General features: G+C 33.1%; 15 protein-coding genes. 9 read left to right on the plus strand and 6 right to left on the minus strand.

Annotation, left to right across the window (positions count from 1 at the left end):
* Positions 1-20: 20 nt before the first annotated feature.
* Positions 21-1004: an SPFH domain-containing protein gene (locus AB3G36_RS03935; protein ID WP_367756213.1), complete on the minus strand. Its 984-nt coding sequence runs from the start codon at positions 1002-1004 to the stop codon at positions 21-23.
* 76 nt (positions 1005-1080) lie between these two features.
* On the opposite strand from AB3G36_RS03935, the gene AB3G36_RS03940 reads away from it, so the two are divergent.
* Positions 1081-1722, plus strand: coding sequence for a PorT family protein (locus AB3G36_RS03940; RefSeq protein WP_367756215.1), 642 nt, complete (start codon positions 1081-1083; stop codon positions 1720-1722).
* 34 nt (positions 1723-1756) lie between these two features.
* On the opposite strand, the gene gltX is transcribed toward AB3G36_RS03940, so the two are convergent.
* Entirely contained in the window at positions 1757-3262 is a 1506-nt protein-coding gene (gltX, locus tag AB3G36_RS03945) for a glutamate--tRNA ligase (protein ID WP_367756217.1), read from the minus strand.
* A 154-nt stretch (positions 3263-3416) separates the two neighbouring features.
* Here gltX and AB3G36_RS03950 point away from each other — a divergent pair, with 154 nt between their 5' ends.
* From AB3G36_RS03950 to AB3G36_RS03975, 6 genes are all read left to right on the plus strand, one after another.
* Positions 3417-6722, plus strand: coding sequence for a hypothetical protein (locus tag AB3G36_RS03950; protein ID WP_367756219.1), 3306 nt, complete (start codon positions 3417-3419; stop codon positions 6720-6722).
* On the plus strand, positions 6719-7138 hold the full coding sequence (ybeY, locus tag AB3G36_RS03955; RefSeq protein ID WP_367756221.1) for an rRNA maturation RNase YbeY: 420 nt from the start codon (positions 6719-6721) through the stop codon (positions 7136-7138). Before AB3G36_RS03950 ends, ybeY begins: the two co-directional genes overlap by 4 nt.
* 171 nt (positions 7139-7309) lie before the next feature.
* Positions 7310-9181: a tRNA uridine-5-carboxymethylaminomethyl(34) synthesis enzyme MnmG gene (gene mnmG / locus AB3G36_RS03960; protein ID WP_367756223.1), complete on the plus strand. Its 1872-nt coding sequence runs from the start codon at positions 7310-7312 to the stop codon at positions 9179-9181.
* Positions 9182-9403: 222 nt separating this feature from the next.
* On the plus strand, positions 9404-10252 hold the full coding sequence (locus AB3G36_RS03965) for a class I SAM-dependent methyltransferase (RefSeq protein ID WP_367756225.1): 849 nt from the start codon (positions 9404-9406) through the stop codon (positions 10250-10252).
* Between the two features lie 246 nt (positions 10253-10498).
* Positions 10499-11134, plus strand: coding sequence for an OmpH family outer membrane protein (locus AB3G36_RS03970; protein ID WP_367756227.1), 636 nt, complete (start codon positions 10499-10501; stop codon positions 11132-11134).
* A gap of 172 nt (positions 11135-11306) precedes the next feature.
* Positions 11307-13580, plus strand: a complete 2274-nt coding sequence (locus AB3G36_RS03975) for a helix-turn-helix domain-containing protein (RefSeq protein WP_367756229.1) — start codon at positions 11307-11309, stop codon at positions 13578-13580.
* A 95-nt stretch (positions 13581-13675) separates the two neighbouring features.
* Here the strand turns inward: AB3G36_RS03975 and AB3G36_RS03980 are convergent, their stop codons facing one another.
* Complete coding sequence (locus AB3G36_RS03980) at positions 13676-14611, minus strand: SPOR domain-containing protein (protein WP_367756231.1); 936 nt, start codon at positions 14609-14611, stop codon at positions 13676-13678.
* 103 nt (positions 14612-14714) lie between these two features.
* Here AB3G36_RS03980 and dprA point away from each other — a divergent pair, with 103 nt between their 5' ends.
* A complete protein-coding gene (dprA, locus tag AB3G36_RS03985; RefSeq protein WP_367756233.1) occupies positions 14715-15815 on the plus strand; it encodes a DNA-processing protein DprA in 1101 nt (366 codons plus the stop codon).
* Between the two features lie 49 nt (positions 15816-15864).
* Here dprA and trpS read toward each other — a convergent pair whose 3' ends face one another.
* Complete coding sequence (gene trpS, locus AB3G36_RS03990) at positions 15865-16842, minus strand: tryptophan--tRNA ligase (protein WP_367756235.1); 978 nt, start codon at positions 16840-16842, stop codon at positions 15865-15867.
* Between the two features lie 135 nt (positions 16843-16977).
* Between trpS and AB3G36_RS03995 the strand changes: the two genes are divergently transcribed.
* Complete coding sequence (locus tag AB3G36_RS03995) at positions 16978-17721, plus strand: lysophospholipid acyltransferase family protein (protein WP_367756237.1); 744 nt, start codon at positions 16978-16980, stop codon at positions 17719-17721.
* Here AB3G36_RS03995 and AB3G36_RS04000 read toward each other — a convergent pair.
* Positions 17718-19142, minus strand: a complete 1425-nt coding sequence (locus tag AB3G36_RS04000) for a hypothetical protein (protein ID WP_367756239.1) — start codon at positions 19140-19142, stop codon at positions 17718-17720. The genes AB3G36_RS03995 and AB3G36_RS04000 overlap by 4 nt on opposite strands.
* Complete coding sequence (locus AB3G36_RS04005; RefSeq protein ID WP_367756241.1) at positions 19139-19681, minus strand: RNA polymerase sigma factor; 543 nt, start codon at positions 19679-19681, stop codon at positions 19139-19141. Before AB3G36_RS04005 ends, AB3G36_RS04000 begins: the two co-directional genes overlap by 4 nt.
* Between the last annotated feature and the right edge of the window lie 17 nt (positions 19682-19698).

The following is a 19698-nucleotide window of genomic DNA, read 5'->3' on the forward strand; positions in this document are numbered from 1 at the left end:
AGCCTCTTTTTTTGTATTATTTAAATTTCGTCTTCGGTATCTTCTATAGAAGGTTCAATTTCTCTTATCTCTTTAATTTCTTTTTTCTCCTGTTTCCTATTGGTTTTTTTCATCATTTCACCTACTTGGTTGGATGCACTAAAAGAGGCTACCATATTATTTAGCATTTCGCTTCCTGCTTGTGGTGAATTGGGTAATAATATTAAATTTGAATTACTATCTGCACCTATGGCTTGAAGTGTATCATAATGTTGTGTAACAACAATAAGGGCTGAAGCTTCTTGAGAGTTTATTCCAACTCTATTCAGTACATCCACACTTTCAACTAATCCTCTTGCAATCTCTCTTCTTTGATCAGCAATACCTTGTCCTTGTAAACGCTTGCTTTCTGCTTCTGCTTTGGCTTTGGCAACGATTCTAATTCTAGATGCTTCTGCTTCAAATTCAGCTACCGTTTTCTCTCTATCAGCAGCATTAATTCGGTTCATGGCGTTTTTAACTTGAATGTCTGGATCAATATCAGTAACTAAAGTATTGATGATAGTGTAACCGTAAGTGGTCATAGCTTCATTCAATTCTCTTTTTACTGCAATAGCAATATCATCTTTTCTTTCAAATACATCATCCAGTTTTAGTTTTGGAACTTCGGCACGAACCACATCAAATACATAAGAGGTGATTTGATCGTGTGCGTATTCAAGTTTATAAAAGGCATCGTATACAGTATCTTTTACAACCATAAACTGTACTGAAACTTTAAGTTTTACAAATACGTTGTCTTTAGTTTTGGTTTCGATAATAACATCCAGTTGTTGGATTTTTAGATTTACACGTCCTGCAACTCTATCAATCAATGGAATTTTTAAATGTAAACCAGATTGTCTTACGCTGTGAAATTTTCCAAATCGTTCTATAATTACTGACGATTGTTGTTTGACAGTAAAGAAGGAGGATAGTAAGATAAAGAATCCAAAAACAAGAATAATAAGTAATGCAATGTTCATAATTATATAATTTAGTTTAAAAATTACTGTTAAATTACGAAAAATCTTTAGGTTTGTGTTAGTTTACTGTTATTATATGAAAAAGCTAGTTGTATCCTTCGTTTTATTTTTTTTTACTTGTATAACATTTGCCCAGTATGGCTATAGGGATTCTAATAGAATTGGAATTACTGTTGGTGTAAATCAATTTACCTTAAACACCAATAACTTTCAAACAAAACCTGATTTGGGTTGGAATGCCGGGCTTTCCGTTCGAGGAAATTTCTACGACAATTGGGATATGGTTTATTCAATTCAGTTTTCAGAAAACAATTTTTTAGTTCAAACAAATAATGTTGGATTTGGGCACAAAGATGTAAACTATAAATTACCGTCAGCTCAAATTTCATTGCAATTAAGTTTTGTTTTAGTTGAAAATGTGTTGAGTGTTGAGTTTGGCCCAATTGTACAAATAAACGGAAAATTTAAAATCAAACCCGAAGAAGAGAATAATGTTATTTCAGGAACTACTTTATTAGCTAAAGATATTGTGGATATATCTAAGTTTAATTTTTATCCAACAGTTGGATTAACTGCTGGAGTGAAACATTTCCGATTTAATGTTTCCTATCAATATGGTGTCAATAATATGCTAGGAAATTTAAATTCTAAAAATTTAGGATATGATTTTAAAGGAAACCCAGGAATTCTGAATGGTAATATTTTATTGTACTTATAAAAAAAGTCCCGAGTTTATCGGGACTTTTTTGTTTTTATAAAGTAGCTATTGCTTTTTGAATTCTCTTAATCGTTTCGTCTTTACCAATGACTTCAACGATATCAAATAGGTGAGGGCCTTTAAGAGCGCCAACCAAACTTAATCGAAACGGTTGCATTACTTTACCCATTCCAATTTCGTTTTTCGTCATCCAATCTTTAACAATCGTTTCAATATGTATTGAAGAAAAATCGGTAATTTCTTCAAGCACCGAAATCAATTCTTGCATTAATGCAGGAGTATCTTCCTTCCAGTTTTTTTTTGCTTTCTCGTCATATGTTGTAGGAGCCACAAAAAAGAAATCGCTTAAATCCCAAAAATCAGATACAAAATGTGCTCTCTCTTTAATTAAAGAAACGATTTTTGTTACTACTGATTCATCTACTGTAAATCCTTTTTCTTTTAAAATAGGAGTGAAGGCTTTCGCCAAAGTAGCATCATCTGCCTTAATTAGATACTGGTGATTGAACCATTTGTTTTTCTCTGGATCAAATTTAGCACCTGCTTTATGTACTCTATTCAAGTCAAATTTTTCAACTAATTCTTCTAAGGAGAATAATTCTTGTTCCGTTCCATCATTCCAACCTAATAAAGCCAGGAAGTTAACGACAGCTTCAGGAAAGAATCCGTTTTCTCTATAACCAGTTGAAATACCTTCTTCTGTTTTCCATTCTAATGGAAATACTGGAAAACCTAGTTTGTCTCCATCACGCTTTGATAATTTACCATTTCCAACAGGTTTTAAAATCAAGGGCAGGTGAGCAAATTCTGGTGCTTTCCAACCAAAAGCTCTGTATAATAAAACATGCAAAGGCATGGAAGGCAACCATTCTTCTCCACGGATTACATGCGAAGTCTCCATTAAATGATCATCTACAATATTTGCCAAATGGTAGGTTGGCATTCCGTCACTTTTAAACAATACTTTATCATCCAGTAAACTAGTTTCAAATTTTACATCACCACGAATGATATCATGTAACTGTAATGTTTCATCAACCGGTGTTTTAAAACGAATTACAAAATGTTCTCCATTTGCAATTCTTTTAGCAGTTTCCTCTGCTGAAATAACTAAAGAAGTATCTAGTTTTTCTCTGTTTGTATGATTGTAAATGAATGTTTTCCCTTGTTCTTCTTCTGATTTTCTAAAAGCATCTAACGCTTCTGGAGTATCAAATGCGTAATAAGCCCAACCTGAATTGATTAATTGATCAGCGTATTCTTTATACAAATGTTTTCTTTCGCTTTGACGGTAAGGTCCAAATTTTTCATTTTTCCCAATTGTTTCATCAGGTGCAATTGCTAACCATTCTAATGCTTCCATTATATATGCTTCGGCACCTGGAACAAAACGATTTTGATCTGTATCTTCAATTCTTAAATAGAAAGTTCCACCATTTTTTTTGGCAAACAAATAATTAAATAAAGCAGTACGTACACCGCCAATATGTAAAGGTCCTGTTGGACTTGGTGCAAAACGCACGCGAATTGGGTTTGACATTTTTGTAAATTTTGGTGCAAAGATACAATTTCAATTATTCAAATGGTTTATTTGAAATCGGGTAATTCCATCATTTTCAACTTTGCATCCTTTTAATATTTCTTTATTCATATAAATTGTTACTTTTATTGGTTATATAAAACAGTTATAGATTTTGGAGAATTCAAATTTTATTTATCAAAAATTAGAAGCTTTCATTAGAAAGTTTTATTTAAATGAATTGATACGAGGAATCGTTTTCTTTATCGGTTTGGGTTTGCTGTATTTTCTATTTACTCTTTTTGTAGAATATTTTCTTTGGCTTAAGCCAATAGGGAGAATGTTTTTGTTTTGGATTTTTCTTGGAGTTGAGGTTTTTTTTTTCTTTCGCTATATTCTGTTCCCAATTTTTAAATTGTTTAAATTTCAACAAGGGTTAGATTATAAACAAGCGTCCAAAATTATTGGTAGTCATTTTGCAAATGTTAATGATACGTTGACTAATTTTATTCAACTTTCGGATGCTACATCTATAAATTCTAAATCAGAATTATTACTTGCATCAATCGAGCAAAAGGCAAATGCTTTAGAACCGATTCCTTTTAGTAATGCAATTAATTTTAATTCGAATAAAAAGTATTTGCCATTAGCCATTATTCCTGTTTTGTTATTTAGTGCTTTTTTTGTATCCGGCAATAAAAGTATTATTTCTCAAAGTTTAAATAGAGTAGTGCACTTTAATACTGCATTTTTGCCACCAGCTCCATTTCAATTTATAGTGCTGAATTCCGCTTTACAAACAGAACAGAATAAAGATTTTATTTTTAGAGTAAAAACTATTGGTTCTGTTGTTCCTGAAAATGTTATGATTTTTATAGCTAACGAAAGTTATTTTTTAGAAAAAAACGGCAACGGCGAGTTTCAATTTAAAATAGCAAATCCTAGTACGGCTATTTCTTTTCATTTAGAAGCCAATACAGTTTCGTCTCCGGACTATGAGTTAAAAGTTATAGTTGTTCCATCTATTGTGGATTTTGAAATGCAATTGAATTATCCATCTTATTTAAATAAGAAATCAGAAGTAATTCAAGGAACAGGTAATGCAATTGTACCCGAAGGAACACGTGTTGTATGGAAAATGAAGACGCTGGCTACTGAAAATGTAGTGTGGTCTAGTGATATGGTGGAATTTCCCTTTTCAAAACAGGAAAACAAGTTTTTTTTGTCTAAAAATATACTTCAAAATACAGATTATCAAATTATTACCTCCAATAATAGAGTAAATAATTACGAAAAATTAAATTATCAATTGTCTATAATCAAAGATCAGTTCCCTGCCATACAAGTGCATACTGCACCGGATAGTTTAAACGTGGATCGCAACTATGTTTTAGGTCAAATTTCGGATGATTATGGATTATCAAAGCTTCATGTTGTTTATTATCCTAAATCGAATCCCATCAATGTAAAACGTGGAACAATTGCAATAAAGTCATCGCCATTTGATCAGTTCGTATTTTCTTTTCCTTCTAATCTTCCAGTGGAACAAGGTGTTTCTTATGAGTATTATTTTGAAGTTTTTGATAACGATGGAGTACATAATTTCAAAAGTTCAAAATCATCTGTTTTTTCTAATCGTGTGGCTACAGATGAAGAGCAGAAAGATCAATTTTTGCAACAGCAAAATGATAATATCAAGGGTTTAGAAAATTCATTAAAAAATCAAAACAAGCAAATTTCTGAATTAGATAAACTTCAGAAATCGGGAAAGGAAAAAGACAAGTTTGAATTTAAAGAACAACAGGAAGTAAATGATTTTATTAAACGTCAAAAACAACAAGATGATTTGATGAAGCAATTCGCTGATAAAATGAAAGACAATCTTAATAAATTCAAATCAAAAGAAAAGGATGAGTTGAAGGAGGCTTTACAAAAGCGATTAGATAATGCCGATAAAGATTTAGAGAAAAACCAAAAATTATTAGATGAACTTAAAGATCTGAATGATAAAATTAAAAATGAAGAGTTGTTATCTAAGCTGGATAAATTCAAACAAAACAGTAAAAATCAAGTAAAAAATTTACGGCAATTGGTGGAGCTTACTAAGAAGTATTATGTAGATAAAAAGGCGGAGCAGATTGCGGATAAGCTAGACAAACTCTCACAGAAGCAAGATCAATTGTCAGATAATGTAAAAGAGAATTCGTTAGATAAACAGAATGAAATTAATAAGGCATTTGACAAAATTCAAGAAGATCTGAAAGATTTAAAGAAAGACAATAAGGAGTTGAAGGCGCCACTTGATTTACCTGATGATGCTGCCAATGAAAAGAATATTGATGATGATTTAAAGAAAGCATCGGATGAACTGCAAAAAAACAATAAAGATAAGGCTAAGCCAAAACAAAAAAATGCGGCTAAGAACATGAAGTCTATGTCTAAGAAAATGGCTCAGAGTTTGGAGTCAAGTGAGATGGAACAATTAGATGAAGATGTAAAAATGTTGCGTCAAATTTTAGATAATTTATTGGCTTTTTCTTTGTCTCAAGAGGACTTAATGACGCAGTTTAAAAGTTTAAAAACAGGTTCTCCAGCGTTTAATAAAAAAATTAAATGGCAACAGGATTTAAAACAGCAGTTCAAGCATGTTGATGATAGTCTGTTTGCAATGTCAGTTCGTAATCCTAAAATTGCCGAAGATGTTACTCGTGAAATAGGAAATATGCAATACAATATAGATAAGTCTTTGGAGAGTTTATCTGACTCTCAAATTCCAAAAGGATTATCACATCAGCAATATACTATTTCTGCAGCTAATAAATTAGGTGATTTTTTAAGCGATATATTAAATGGCATGCAAATGTCTTTATCAGGAATGGGTTCAGGTAAACCAAAACCAGGTGAAGGGTCAGGGATGCAATTGCCAGATATAATTAAGAAGCAAGAAGGAATAGGAGAGAAGGTCAAGGAAGGAATGGGAGCTGGAAAGAAACTTGGTGAAGACAAAGAAGGAAATCCTGATGAGGGTTCTAAACCAGGAAAAGGAGATTCACAATCTGATGAAGAGGGAGAAGGAAATGCTAAGGCAATAATGGAGATTTATAAAGAACAACAACAACTTAGAGAGGCACTAGAAAATGAGTTGAATAAACAAGGGCTCGGCAATCAAGGACAAAGTGTTTTAGAACAAATGAAACAAATTGAGAAGCAGTTGCTGAACAAAGGATTTAAGAACGAAACACTGCAAAAGATTCTTAATATTAAGCAGGAATTATTGAAATTAAAAACAGCCGTTCAAGAGCAAGGGGAGGAAAATAAACGCCAATCACAAACAAATAAAAAAGACTTTAATAATGAATCTAAACCGTTACCAGACGCATTGTTAGATTATTTAAATACGATAGAGATTTTAAATAGACAATCATTACCTTTGCGCTCCAATTTCAACCAAAAGGTTCAAGAATATTTTAATAAAAAATGATCAATTTTAATTACGAAAACGAGTTTAATTTAGATAATGAAGAGGCAATCGCTAACTGGCTTTCTGCTGTAATTATTTCTGAAGGTAAAAAAGAAGGGGAGATTAATTATATCTTTTGCGATGATGAGTATTTACATAAAATAAATGTGGAATATTTAGATCATGATACCTTGACTGATATTATAAGCTTTGATTACACAATGGGGAATGAGATTAGTGGTGATGTGTTTATATCTGTAGAGCGTGTGCAAGACAATGCTGTTGATTTTAATGTCGCTTTCGAAGAAGAATTGAAACGTGTTTTAGTCCACGGTGTATTGCATTATTGTGGCTATAAAGACAAAGGTGAGGATAACGAACGTTTAATGCGTTCTAAAGAAGATGAAAAAATCGCCATGTTCCACGTGGAACAGTAAATTCTAATATAGATATTCTTGGTTTTGTTTCACGTGGAACAATTCTTGTTGATTGTTTTTAGTGCGAATGTAGTTCCACGTGGAACAATGGAAGTTGTGCTTTTAGAAAAGTAAAATAGTACTTAGATTTTAATACCATTCTCGACGAAGTCGAGTTAATTTATAAATAAAATGTTTCAAGAAGAATATGATGTTATTGTAGTTGGTGCAGGGCACGCTGGGTCAGAAGCCGCTGCTGCCGCTGCAAATTTAGGTTCCAAAACTTTATTGGTAACAATGAGTTTGCAGAACATCGCGCAGATGTCTTGTAATCCTGCCATGGGTGGAATTGCCAAGGGGCAGATTGTTCGTGAGATCGATGCGCTTGGTGGTTACTCTGGAATTGTTTCGGATCGTACGGCGATTCAATTCAAGATGCTTAACAAATCGAAAGGTCCTGCAATGTGGTCTCCTCGTGTTCAAAGTGACCGAATGCGTTTTGCTGAAGAGTGGAGGTTGATGTTGGAAGGAACGCCAAACTTGGATTTTTACCAAGAGATGGTGCAGGGTCTTATTATTGAAGACGGAAAAATAAAAGGAGTTCGTACTTCGCTTGGAATCGAAATCAAAGCGAAATCAGTTGTGTTGACTAATGGAACTTTTTTGAATGGTTTAATCCATGTTGGCGAAAAACAATTTGGTGGTGGTAGAGCAGGGGAAAGTGCTGCTTATGGAATCACCGAAGATTTGATAAAAATAGGTTTTGAATCCGGTAGAATGAAAACTGGGACACCTCCTCGTGTGGATGGTCGTTCTCTTGATTTTACTAAAATGAATGAAGAAAAGGGTGATGCGAGACCAGATAAGTTCTCGTATTCGGATATAACTTCTCCGTTGGTTCATCAACGTTCTTGTCATATGACCTATACTTCTCTGGAAGTACATGATATTTTGAGAGAAGGTTTTGATCGTTCACCGATGTTTAATGGTCGTATAAAAAGTCTAGGACCTAGATATTGTCCTTCTATTGAAGATAAGATAAATCGTTTTGCCGATAAAGAAAGACATCAGCTATTTATAGAGCCCGAAGGTTGGAAAACCTGTGAGGTTTATGTAAATGGTTTTTCTACTTCTCTTCCTGCCGATATTCAATTCAAAGCCATGCGTTCCGTTGTGGGTTTTGAGAAAGTACAGTTCTTGCGTCCGGGTTATGCAATCGAGTACGATTATTTTCCTCCAACACAATTAAAACATACCTTAGAAACTAAGTTGGTAGAAGGGTTGTATTTTGCGGGACAAATTAATGGAACTACAGGATATGAAGAAGCCGCCTCTCAAGGATTGATGGCTGGAATCAATGCGCATTTAAAAGTGCATGAAAAAGCGCCATTGATTTTAAAGCGTGATGAAGCTTATATTGGAGTATTAATTGATGATCTAATTACTAAAGGTACTGAAGAGCCGTATCGAATGTTTACCTCGCGCGCGGAGTATAGAACGTTGTTGCGTCAAGACAATGCTGATTTTAGGTTGACACCAATGTCGCACGAAATTGGTTTGGCTTCTGAGGCACGTTTACGCAGAATGGAGCACAAATTGAAAGAGTCAGAAAAAATGGTTGCTTTCTTCCGAGAATCTAGTATTACAATGGCAGAAGCAAATCCAATTTTAGAATCAAAAGAAACTGCATTGATTTCGCAAGGAGATAAAATGTTTAAAATTTTCTCGCGTCCTCAAATCGATTTAGAGGATATGATGAAATTTGAAAAAGTAAAAACATATGTTTCTGAGAATGATGTGGATCAAGAAATATTAGAACAAGCCGAAATTCAAGTGAAGTATTCTGGTTACATAGAAAAGGAACGCAACAATGCGGATAAGCTGACTCGTTTAGAAGATGTGAAAATCCCGGAAGATTTTGATTATCATAAAATCAAATCCATGTCTATTGAAGCAAAGCAAAAGTTAACTAAGATACGTCCAGTAACTATTTCTCAAGCGTCAAGAATAAGTGGTGTTTCGCCAAGTGATATTTCGGTCTTGTTGATTTACATGGGGAGATAATATTTTAGAGTGCTATAGTATTATTAGCGATTTCTGAGTTTTAGATCTGCAATCTAAAATCGTTAATCTACAATCTAAATTTATTTTGTTCCACGTGAAACTACTCTCGAAACCCTTGTTATTGTTGAATAGTTTTAAAAATAAATGAAATACAACCCTAAAAGTATTTCTGTGCTTTTGGGGTTTGGTTTGAAAAAGTATAAATAGTATATAATTTAATAAATGGACATTTCTAATAAAAAACATTTCCTTACCGTAAAAGACCATTCCGTTTCAAAAGAAATTTTCGAATTATACTATGATGAAAATCTGGATATGTTAGTAACACATCCGCAACCTAGTTTAGACGTTTTAGGTAAGTATTATGAAAGTGAAGATTATATTTCTCATACGGATGGGAAACGTTCTTTATTTGAGAAAGCCTATCATTTTGTAAAAAACATTGCTTTAAAAAATAAATTGGATTTAATCAATTCACTTCAACCAGCTAAAGGACGCATTTTAGATATTGGTGCAGGTACAGGTGATTTTTTATCAGTGGCCAAACAAAATGGTTGGGAAACAATAGGAGTCGAGCCAAGTGAAAAAGCAAAAGCTATAGCAAGTAAAAAAGGAGTTGGTTTTGTGGAAGAAACAAGAACTCTAGAAAATCAATCTTTTGATGTGATTACGATGTGGCATGTGTTGGAACATGTACCCGATTTGGATTTTCAAATAAAAGAATTGAAACGGTTATTAAAACCCAATGGATCTTTAATTATTGCGGTACCTAATTTTAAATCATTTGACGCAAAACATTATGGCGCGTTTTGGGCAGCATATGATGTACCGATTCATTTTTGGCATTTTTCTAAAAAAGCAATAAAATTACTTTTTGAAAAAGAAAACATACAATTGGAAAAAGTACTTCCTATGAAGTTTGATTCATTTTATGTGAGTCTACTTTCAGAAAAATATAAATCCGGAAAAATGAATTTTATAAAAGCATCTTTTGTTGGTTTATGGTCCAACTGGAAAGCAAAAGGTAGTTTTGAATATTCATCCCATATTTACGTGCTAAAAAACAACTAAAATCGATTTTAATATGGTTTTAAGACTCGATTGTTGCTTCAGACGTATGCTTTGTTGGCTATTTTTAGATTTAAGCTTATTTTAACGCTATTAAAGCCGTTTTTTATAATTACAAATTATACTTTTGTTTTTTTTAATAGTAAAATCTAATAGTATAAATAAACTCGTAAAATCTAAACTTTTTTAGGTTACTATCTATTTTTTTATATTTTTGTCGTACACACATTAAATTACAAATAAACCAAAATGAAATCAAAGATTCACGAATACCAAAAAAGTAATATTAAAAATATGAGTAAAAAAGTATTATTAATTATTGCAATTTCTATTTCAGTTGTTGCTTGTAACAAAACTGCAGAAGTTAAAGAAGTAAAAACAGCTTATGTAGATACTTCAGTATTAATGAAAGAATATACAGAAGCAAAAGATCTTGAAGCTAAATATAAAGCACAGTCTGCTGAAAAAGGAAGACAGCTAGAAGCAGAGATTAATCGTTTCAAACAAGAAGCTGCCAATTTTCAATCTCAAGCGCAAGCGAATGGGCAAGAATGGGCACAAAAAAAAGGTGCTGAATTGCAAAAAAGAGAACAACAATTAGGGTATGCACAACAAGCTTTATCGCAACAATTGCAACAAGATAGTAGTGTTGAAATGGATACTTTAGTAAGTGGTGTTAAAAAATTCATCAAAGCATATGGTAAAGAAAAAGGGTACAGCTACATTTATGGTACTGGTGATGCTGCTTCTATTTTGTATGCTGAAGAGAAATATGACATTACAAAAGATATTGTTAAAGCATTAAATGACAAATACAAATCAACTGCCAAAGCAGATGAAAAAGTAGAAGTTAAAGCTGATGCTAAAACAGAAACTAAAAAATAATTTTATTTTTAATTCGATTGAAGCCTTCATTCTTTTATTAGAATGAAGGTTTTTTTTGTTACGAATTGTATCTTTTGTTTTTATTTTATAATCTTAAAAAAAGGTACATTTACTTTGTTTTAATTCGGTTGATTATACCGAAACTATTTTCCGTTTTTAATTTATACGCCTAATGCAAACTATTACTGAAGCTGCCGCTTACACACTACAATTTATCAATCAAACCCAACGATCTGTTTTTCTGACCGGGAAAGCAGGAACTGGTAAAACCACTTTGCTTCGTGAAATTATAGCAACGACCCATAAGAATACGGTTGTAGTGGCACCTACAGGAATTGCAGCACTGAACGCTGGCGGTGTTACCATTCATTCGATGTTTCAATTGCCTTTTGGGGGCTTTATTCCTTCTTTTAATGTCGATTCTCAATTTACGGATACGGTAAAATTTGAGTCCAAAGACACCTTACGCAGGCATTTTAAAATGAGTGGATTGAAGAAATCCGTAATTCGTAATATGGAATTGCTGGTAATTGATGAAGTGAGTATGCTTCGTGCTGATTTACTGGATGCTATGGATTACATGATGCAAACCGTACGCAAGAAAACAACCCCTTTTGGGGGTGTGCAAGTTTTGTTTATTGGAGATTTATTACAGCTTCCACCCGTTATTCGTGATGAAGAATGGAAAACGTTGCGTGCTTACTACCAAGGAAAATTCTTTTTTCATTCGCATGTTGTGCAACAAAGTCCACCTCTGTATATCGAATTATCAAAAATATACCGCCAAACAGATACTGGTTTTATTTCGGTTTTAAATAATTTAAGAAATAACCAAATTTCTACTGAAGACATTGAGTTGCTCAATAAATACGTGAAACCTGATTTTGATCTCAAAGAAAACAAAGGCTATATCACATTAACTACACATAATGCCAAGGCGGATACCATGAATGCGCAAGCATTAGAAGATTTAAAAGGAGAATTAATTAATTATAAAGCGGATATCGTAGGTGATTTCCCTGAAAAATTATTTCCTATTGAAGAACGTTTGCTACTTAAAGTAGGAGCACAAGTCATGTTTGTGAAAAATGATTTATCCTTTGATAAAAATTACTTCAACGGAAAAATGGGGATTATCAAGTCCCTTTCGAGCCAAGAAATTAGAATTCATTTTCCAGAGGAAGACAAAACCATTGAAGTCGAAAAATACGAATGGCAAAACATTCGCTATAAAGTAGATCCTGTTACTAAGGAAATAGAAGAGGAGGTTTTAGGAACTTTTGTTCATTATCCTATTAAATTGGCGTGGGCGATTACGGTACATAAAAGCCAGGGATTAACTTTTGACAAAGCAGCGATTGATGTTTCGCAAGTTTTTATGCCTGGACAAGCGTATGTGGCTCTTTCGCGTTTACGCTCCTTAGAAGGCCTTGTTTTGCTTTCTCCGTTGCGGATGAACGGAATTTCAAATGACCAAGATGTGATGAACTACGCACTGAACAAAGCCTCAGAAGAGGTGTTGAAAAATTCGCTGCATTTTGAAACTAAAAACTTTATTCATAATTACTTGATTAACAGTTTTGACTGGTCAGATCTGGCACAAGAATGGCGCAATCACAAGTACAGTTATTCGGAAAAATCCGAAAGTTCCGAGAAATCCAAACATACCATTTGGGCTACCAAGCAAATGAATGCTATTGATGCACTTTTGGATCCATCCAAAAAATTCATCATACAGCTCAATAAAATTTTCAATAACGAAACGGTCGATTTAATTCATGTTTCTGAAAGAATTCAAGCTGCTTTTGATTATTTCTTCAAATCCATGGATGAGTTGGTTTTTGAGATCTTGTGGAAGCTAGAAGAGGTGAAACGCATCAAGAAAGTGAAAGCTTTTTTTGATGAATTAATTGTTTTAGAAGAGTTGCAGACGAAAGCGGTCTTGCGTTTGATGAAAGCCAAATTGTTAATTGAAACCGTAGTTGCTGGAGAAACTATTTCGAAAGAGAAACTAACTTCAGACGAAATAAAAAAATACATTCCGAGGAAAAAAGAGGCAATCGAAAATCAATTTAAGAAAGTGAATATTACTTTGATTGAAGATGAAAAAGATGTAGAGCGTTATTCGGCAAAGAAAAAATCAGAAAATAAAGCACCTAAGAAATCAACTGTCGAGGAAACCTACGAGTTATGGCAGGCTAAAAATTCAATTCAGAATATCGCAACCATTCGTAAACTGACCACTCAAACTATCGAAAGCCATCTAGTAAAGTTAATACAATCTAAAAAAGTAAATGTAAATGACATTCTACCTAAAGATAAAATAACCGAGTTGAGCGAAGCCTTCAAGCATTACAAAGAAGAATCACTAACAGGAATGAAAGAGCAGTTTGGTGATAAGTATTCTTGGGACGAACTGAGAATGTTCAAAGCCAGCTTAAATTAAGAAATTTTAGGTTCTCAATTGGGTCAGCAATCTAATAAAAAAACCTCTAAAAGCGCATTTGCCTTTGGAGGTTTTTAAATAGTGAAATGTATTTTTTATAAAGATTCAATTAGCAACCAAGCTTCAGGATTGTCTTTTTCTTGAATTTCTTTTTTTGCTTTCTGTGCTTCAGCATACGTAGCATAACTACCATAAAGTACCGGGAAAAGGCCATATTTGTTTGGCGCTATTCTTCGGGCTTTGTATCCTAAATTAGATAAACGATTGAATATTTTGTCAGCATTTTTTTCTTCTCTAAAAGCTCCAGCCACCACATGATATGGTAATTTCCTTTCTTTTACAGCAAGTGTTACAGCTGGTAAAGGGCTTTTGATGAAGAAAGTAGCTTCTTGAATTTTGTTTTGTACTTGTTTTTGAACAGCAGTTTCAACTAAAACGGTTTGTGTAGCAATTTGATTTTGATAAACCGAATAACCAACAGTTCCAGTTAAACCCAATCCTAAAACGAAAATTGCGGCGTATTTTAAGAACGAACTTTCTTTTCTTTCTTCTGGTTCAAATGAGATTACTTTTCCAGTTTCTAAAGATTCTAATTTTTGTTCGAAAATTTCTCTTTTTACAACTGGAGAAACAAATGAACTTAAACCGAAAGAACTAGTTAAGTAATTCGTTTGATCGAAAGGTTTAAATATCAAATTATTATCGGCATTCAATGAAACATCTCCAATGTTTTTTAGTGAGAAAGTTCCGTTTTGCTCTAATGTTTTTTTCCAATTCATAACAGCATACTGAATAGCACTTACAGCATAGTCATAAGATGTTTTTTCGGCTTGAGCAATATGATTAGCAAGCAAGCCATCGTTATTTTTTAAATTAGCGTTGAAAGAAATCATTTTTTTAGGAGGAAAAAATGAATTAGCGCTTTCAACCCACTGAGCTGATTGAATTTCAGTCAAAAATGCACCGAAACCAGGAACGGTAACACATTGATAACGATATAAAAGCTGGGCGATGTAAGATTCGATGTTCATACTTACAAAGTTATACAATGAAAACAGCTATCAAAATTTTATTCACAATTTTTATTAACAATTGAAATAATAATTTTATACTTTTCAGCAACAATTAATTAGCATGACGCAACAGGATTTATTTTATTTATTGGCCTTACAAAGAGTAGAGGGAGTTGGTGATATAATTGCCAAAAAACTAATCACCCATTGCGGTAGTGCCGAAGCTGTTTTTACTACAAAAATAGCCACACTTGCTACCATAGACGGGGTGGGTTCAATGTTGTTGAAAAACCTAAAGGACAAGATGGTTTTTGAAAAAGCTAACCAAGAATTGGATTACATAAATGCAAATGCTGTTAATACGGTTTATTTCCAAGACGAAGCATATCCTGAGCGCTTGAAACAATGTATTGATGGACCACTTTTATTATTTAGTTCTGGGAATATCAATCTAAAAAACCGTAAAATAATCAGTATTGTGGGTACCCGCCAAATTACGTCGTATGGAACGGAGTTTTGTAGAAAACTGATTGAAGATTTAGCTCCTCTAGATCCCATCATTGTGAGTGGCTTTGCTTATGGTGTGGATATCGTGGCGCATCAATTAGCAATAGAACATAATTTACAAACCATTGGTGTAGTAGCACACGGTTTAAATCAAATATATCCCAAAACACATAAAAAATATGTCGCCAAAGTAGAAGAGAACGGTGGTTTTATGACTGAGTTTTGGAGTTCCTCGAATCCCGACAAAGAAAATTTTGTACGTAGAAACAGGATCGTTGCAGGAATGTCGGAGGCTACAATTGTAATTGAATCAGCGGATCGTGGTGGTTCCTTGATTACGGCTAACATGGCTAATGATTACAATCGTGATGTTTTTGCAGTCCCGGGTCGCGTAACGGACAAATACAGTCAAGGCTGTAATAACTTGATAAAAACTCAAAAAGCCAATGTACTCACCAGTGCTGCCGATGTAGTTTATATCCTCAATTGGGACATTCAAAAAGAAATAAAACCCGTGCAAAAACAGTTGTTTGTTACTTTAGATGAGGATGAACAAAAAGTCTATGATTACCTTTTAAAAACGGGAAAAGAACTAATGGATATTATTGCTTTGCGATGTGATTTTCCTATTTACAGGATTTCAGGACTGCTCTTGAATATGGAATTGAAAGGTGTGGTAAGACCGTTACCAGGGAAATTGTTTGAAGCTATTTAAAATCTAAAACCCTTCCTAGTTTTGAATAGAAAGGGTTTTTTTTCAAAAATTAAACGACTTCAAAGCCTAATTTTTCTCTAACACGAGATAACACTCCATTAGCCACAACGGTTGCTTTCTCAGCACCAATTTTCAGTAAAGCATCTACTTCTGGAAGGTTATTGATATAGTAATTGTATTTTTCTCTTTCGGTTTTGAACGTTTCCGTTATCAGTTCAAACAAGGCTTGTTTGGCATGACCATAACCATAATTTCCGCCTAAATAATTTGTTCTCATTGTTGCTAGTTGTTCTTCATTGGCTAACAAAGAATAAATTGCAAAAGCATTACAAGTATCTGGATTTTTAGGATCTTCTAGTGGAGTACTATCGGTTTCAATGCTCATTACTTGCTTACGCAATGCTTTATCATCTAGGAAAATATTGATAATATTATTGGCTGATTTGCTCATTTTTCCACCATTGGTACCAGGAATTAGCATGCTGTCTTCTTGAATTTTGGCTTCAGGAATAACAAATGTCTCTCCCATTTGGTGGTTGAATCTTGAAGCCACATCACGTGTAATTTCTAAATGTTGTAATTGATCTTTTCCTACTGGTACTAGTTGGGCATCATATAATAAAATATCAGCTGCCATTAACATAGGGTAAGAGAATAAACCAGCATTTACATCTTCCAGTCTGTCAGCTTTATCTTTGAATGAATGCGCTAATGTCAAGCGTTGAAAAGGAAAGAAACAGCTTAAATACCATGACAACTCTGCCGTTTGAGGCACATCAGATTGTCTGTAGAAGACTACTTTGTTAACATCTAAACCACAAGCTAGCCAAGCAGCAGCAGTACTGTAAGTATTAGCTCTCAATGTAGTTCCGTCTTTTATTTGTGTAATGGAATGCAAGTCGGCAATAAAAAGAAAAGATTCGTTTTTTGGATCATTCGATAATTGAATTGCTGGAATGATTGCTCCAAGTAAGTTTCCTAAATGTGGTGTTCCTGTACTTTGAACTCCGGTAAGTATTTTTGCCATTATGATTTTATTTACCGCAAAGGTTGCAAAGTTTTTCGCAAAGTTCGCTAGGTTTTATATTTTTATATTATTAAATAGTTCCCAAATTTAATTCTTTTTAATAATAGTATCATAGGATTCCTTATTTTTGAAATCATGAATGGAATAAAAATTATTTTTTGGACACTTTGGCGTATTTGGTTTTATGTTCTTATGGCTATCCCCATATTGATTATGTTCCCTTTTTTGGTAGCCTCTATTCTTACTGAAAAAGGCTATCCGTATTTCTTTAAAATGGCTAGAATTTGGGCTAAATTCATTCTATTTGGGATGGGTTTTTATTATAAAATAAACAAAAATCAAAAGTTAGAAACCGATAAAAGCTATATGATTGTTGCCAATCATACTTCAATGGTTGATATTATGTTGATGTTGGCTGTTGTTAAAAATCCATTTGTTTTTGTGGGTAAGCAAGAATTGGCTAAGATTCCATTATTTGGGTTTTTCTATAAAAGAACTTGTATTTTAGTAGATCGAGGCTGTTCAAAAAGCCGAATGGAAGTCTTCAATCAAGCTCAAAAAAGAATTAATAGAGGATTAAGCGTATGTATTTTTCCAGAAGGCGGAGTTCCAAATGATGAATCGATTGTTTTGGATACGTTTAAAGATGGGGCATTCCGGTTAGCTATTGAACATCAAATTCCTATTGTACCTATTACTTTTGGAGATAATAAAAAAAGATTTTCTTATACTTTTTTCAGTGGAAGCCCAGGGATTATGAGAGTTAAAATCCATTCTCAAGTAGATACGATTAGTAAAACAGGAACGGATAGAAAAGCAATTCGTGAAAACGTTCGAGATATTGTTTATGCTCAATTAATGACTTTTAATGCTAATTAAAAGGTATAGCTAATTCCAGAATACAACCCAATAAAAACAGGTTTATAGTTATCGGAATTGTTTGAATAGGTATTCAATTGATACTTGACCATGGGTTCAACATTAATTTGAAATGATTTTATAAATTGGTACTTAAATCCCATCCCAACATTAGTACTAAAGTGAATTGGGTTTAAATTATTAGCTTCTCCTAATTTTAAATTAATAGTATTAGACACTAATGATATTTTATTTTGATTTAAAAATAAAGTACTAATCCCTCCAATAACAGTAATGCCAAATTTTTTATTTATGAGTGCATAGGAAAGCTCCAAAGGCACTTCATAGTATCCCATTTTTTGATTGATTGCGCCTGTATTTGTATTTTGGTAGCTTCTTTCAAGGGTGGCTAGCGTATTGAGTTCCGATTCGTTTTTAATTTCAATCGATTCATTGGAAGTGTAATTAATGTTAGTCAAATTATGAGCTATCAAACTTGATGAATAGATTACATCATTAGTATTATATCCCAATATAAGCTTATTAACACCTGTTCTTACGGTTAATTTTTTTGAAACAGCATAATTCACCCCTATTCCAAAACTAAGGCTGTTATCGGCTGTTTTTTGGTTTTCTGAAAATTGTGGATCAATCGATGATCCGCTTGAATTTGAATTCAAATAGACTGCGGCAACATTGGGAACGATTTGCCATTTATCCAAATTAGTAAGAACGACTGTCGATTTTTTTTCTTCTTTCTTTTTTAGAATTGCTTCTAATTCGTTTGGTATTTCTGGGACAATTTCTGTTTGTTTTTTAACATCAGTTACTGCAATTTTAGCATCAGACTGATTCTCTAATTTGAAATTTCCATTGATTCCATCACCAGTATTTTTTGGTGTATTTATATTTTTAAGAGGGTTTCCTTCAACAGTAAACTGATCTGAAATTATTTTGTTAGTATTAGAAGCTACTGATTTTAACGATGAATTATTTTTTGATTTATAAAGCGAAGTATCATTTTGATTTTTCTTCTGTTCAGTACTGGTTTCTGAGGAAATAAAAGTTGTATTTTCTTTTTCATGATTTCTAACAGTTTTTGGGTTAGTTATTACGACTTGTTGCTTATTTTTTATGAGCAAAGGGATATTCTTATTTTCTTTTTTTGTTGCAATTGAATCTTTGTTTTCGGTTGTATTTTTTGAGTCTAAAACAATAGTTTTTTTATTTTCTGTGTTTGTATTGAAAACCATATTTAGGGTAAAAAGACCCAAAATAAAAGCAGCAGCAATTCCTGAAAACTGCACCCAAAACGGGATTATTTTTCTTTCTTTTTCTTTTAATTCGGCCTCTATATTGAGCCAAACTTGTTTATTTGGCTCTGCTTCAAAATCTTTGAATTTTTCTTGAAACAATCGGTCTATGTTTTTTTTATCGCTCATTTTGCCAATGACTTTATTTCGATTCTAGTGTAAGCTTCAATTTTTTCTTTTAAAATAAGCCTTGCCCTTGAAAGATTTGATTTTGTGGTTCCAGTTGTTATTTTTAGTATTTCTGAAATTTCTTTATGGGAATAACCATCAAGTACATAGAGGCTAAAAACGAGTCGGTACTGATCTGGTAATTCTTGGATGATTTTCATCAAATATTCAATGGGTACATTTTCATCATCAATTTCAATATCATCGTCAGGAATGTTTTCATTAATCACCTCCATATATCGTATTCCTTTGAATTTTTGAAGTGCATTGTTGATCATTATTCTTTTCGCCCAACCTTCAAAGGATCCCTTACCACTAAACTGGTCTATTTTTCTAAAGATTATCAAAAAACCATCTTGTAAATTATCTTGAGCATCCGCATAGTTACTGGAATACTTCAAGCATACCCCATAAAACTTCTTAGCAAACAATTGATACAATTGCTCCTGAGCTTTAGGATGATTTTTTTTACAATCGTTAATTATTTGATCTAATCCCACAAATTTTTATCTAGTTG

The organism is Flavobacterium sp. WC2430 (assembly GCF_040822075.1).
In the GTDB taxonomy this organism is placed as follows: Bacteria; Bacteroidota; Bacteroidia; order Flavobacteriales; family Flavobacteriaceae; genus Flavobacterium.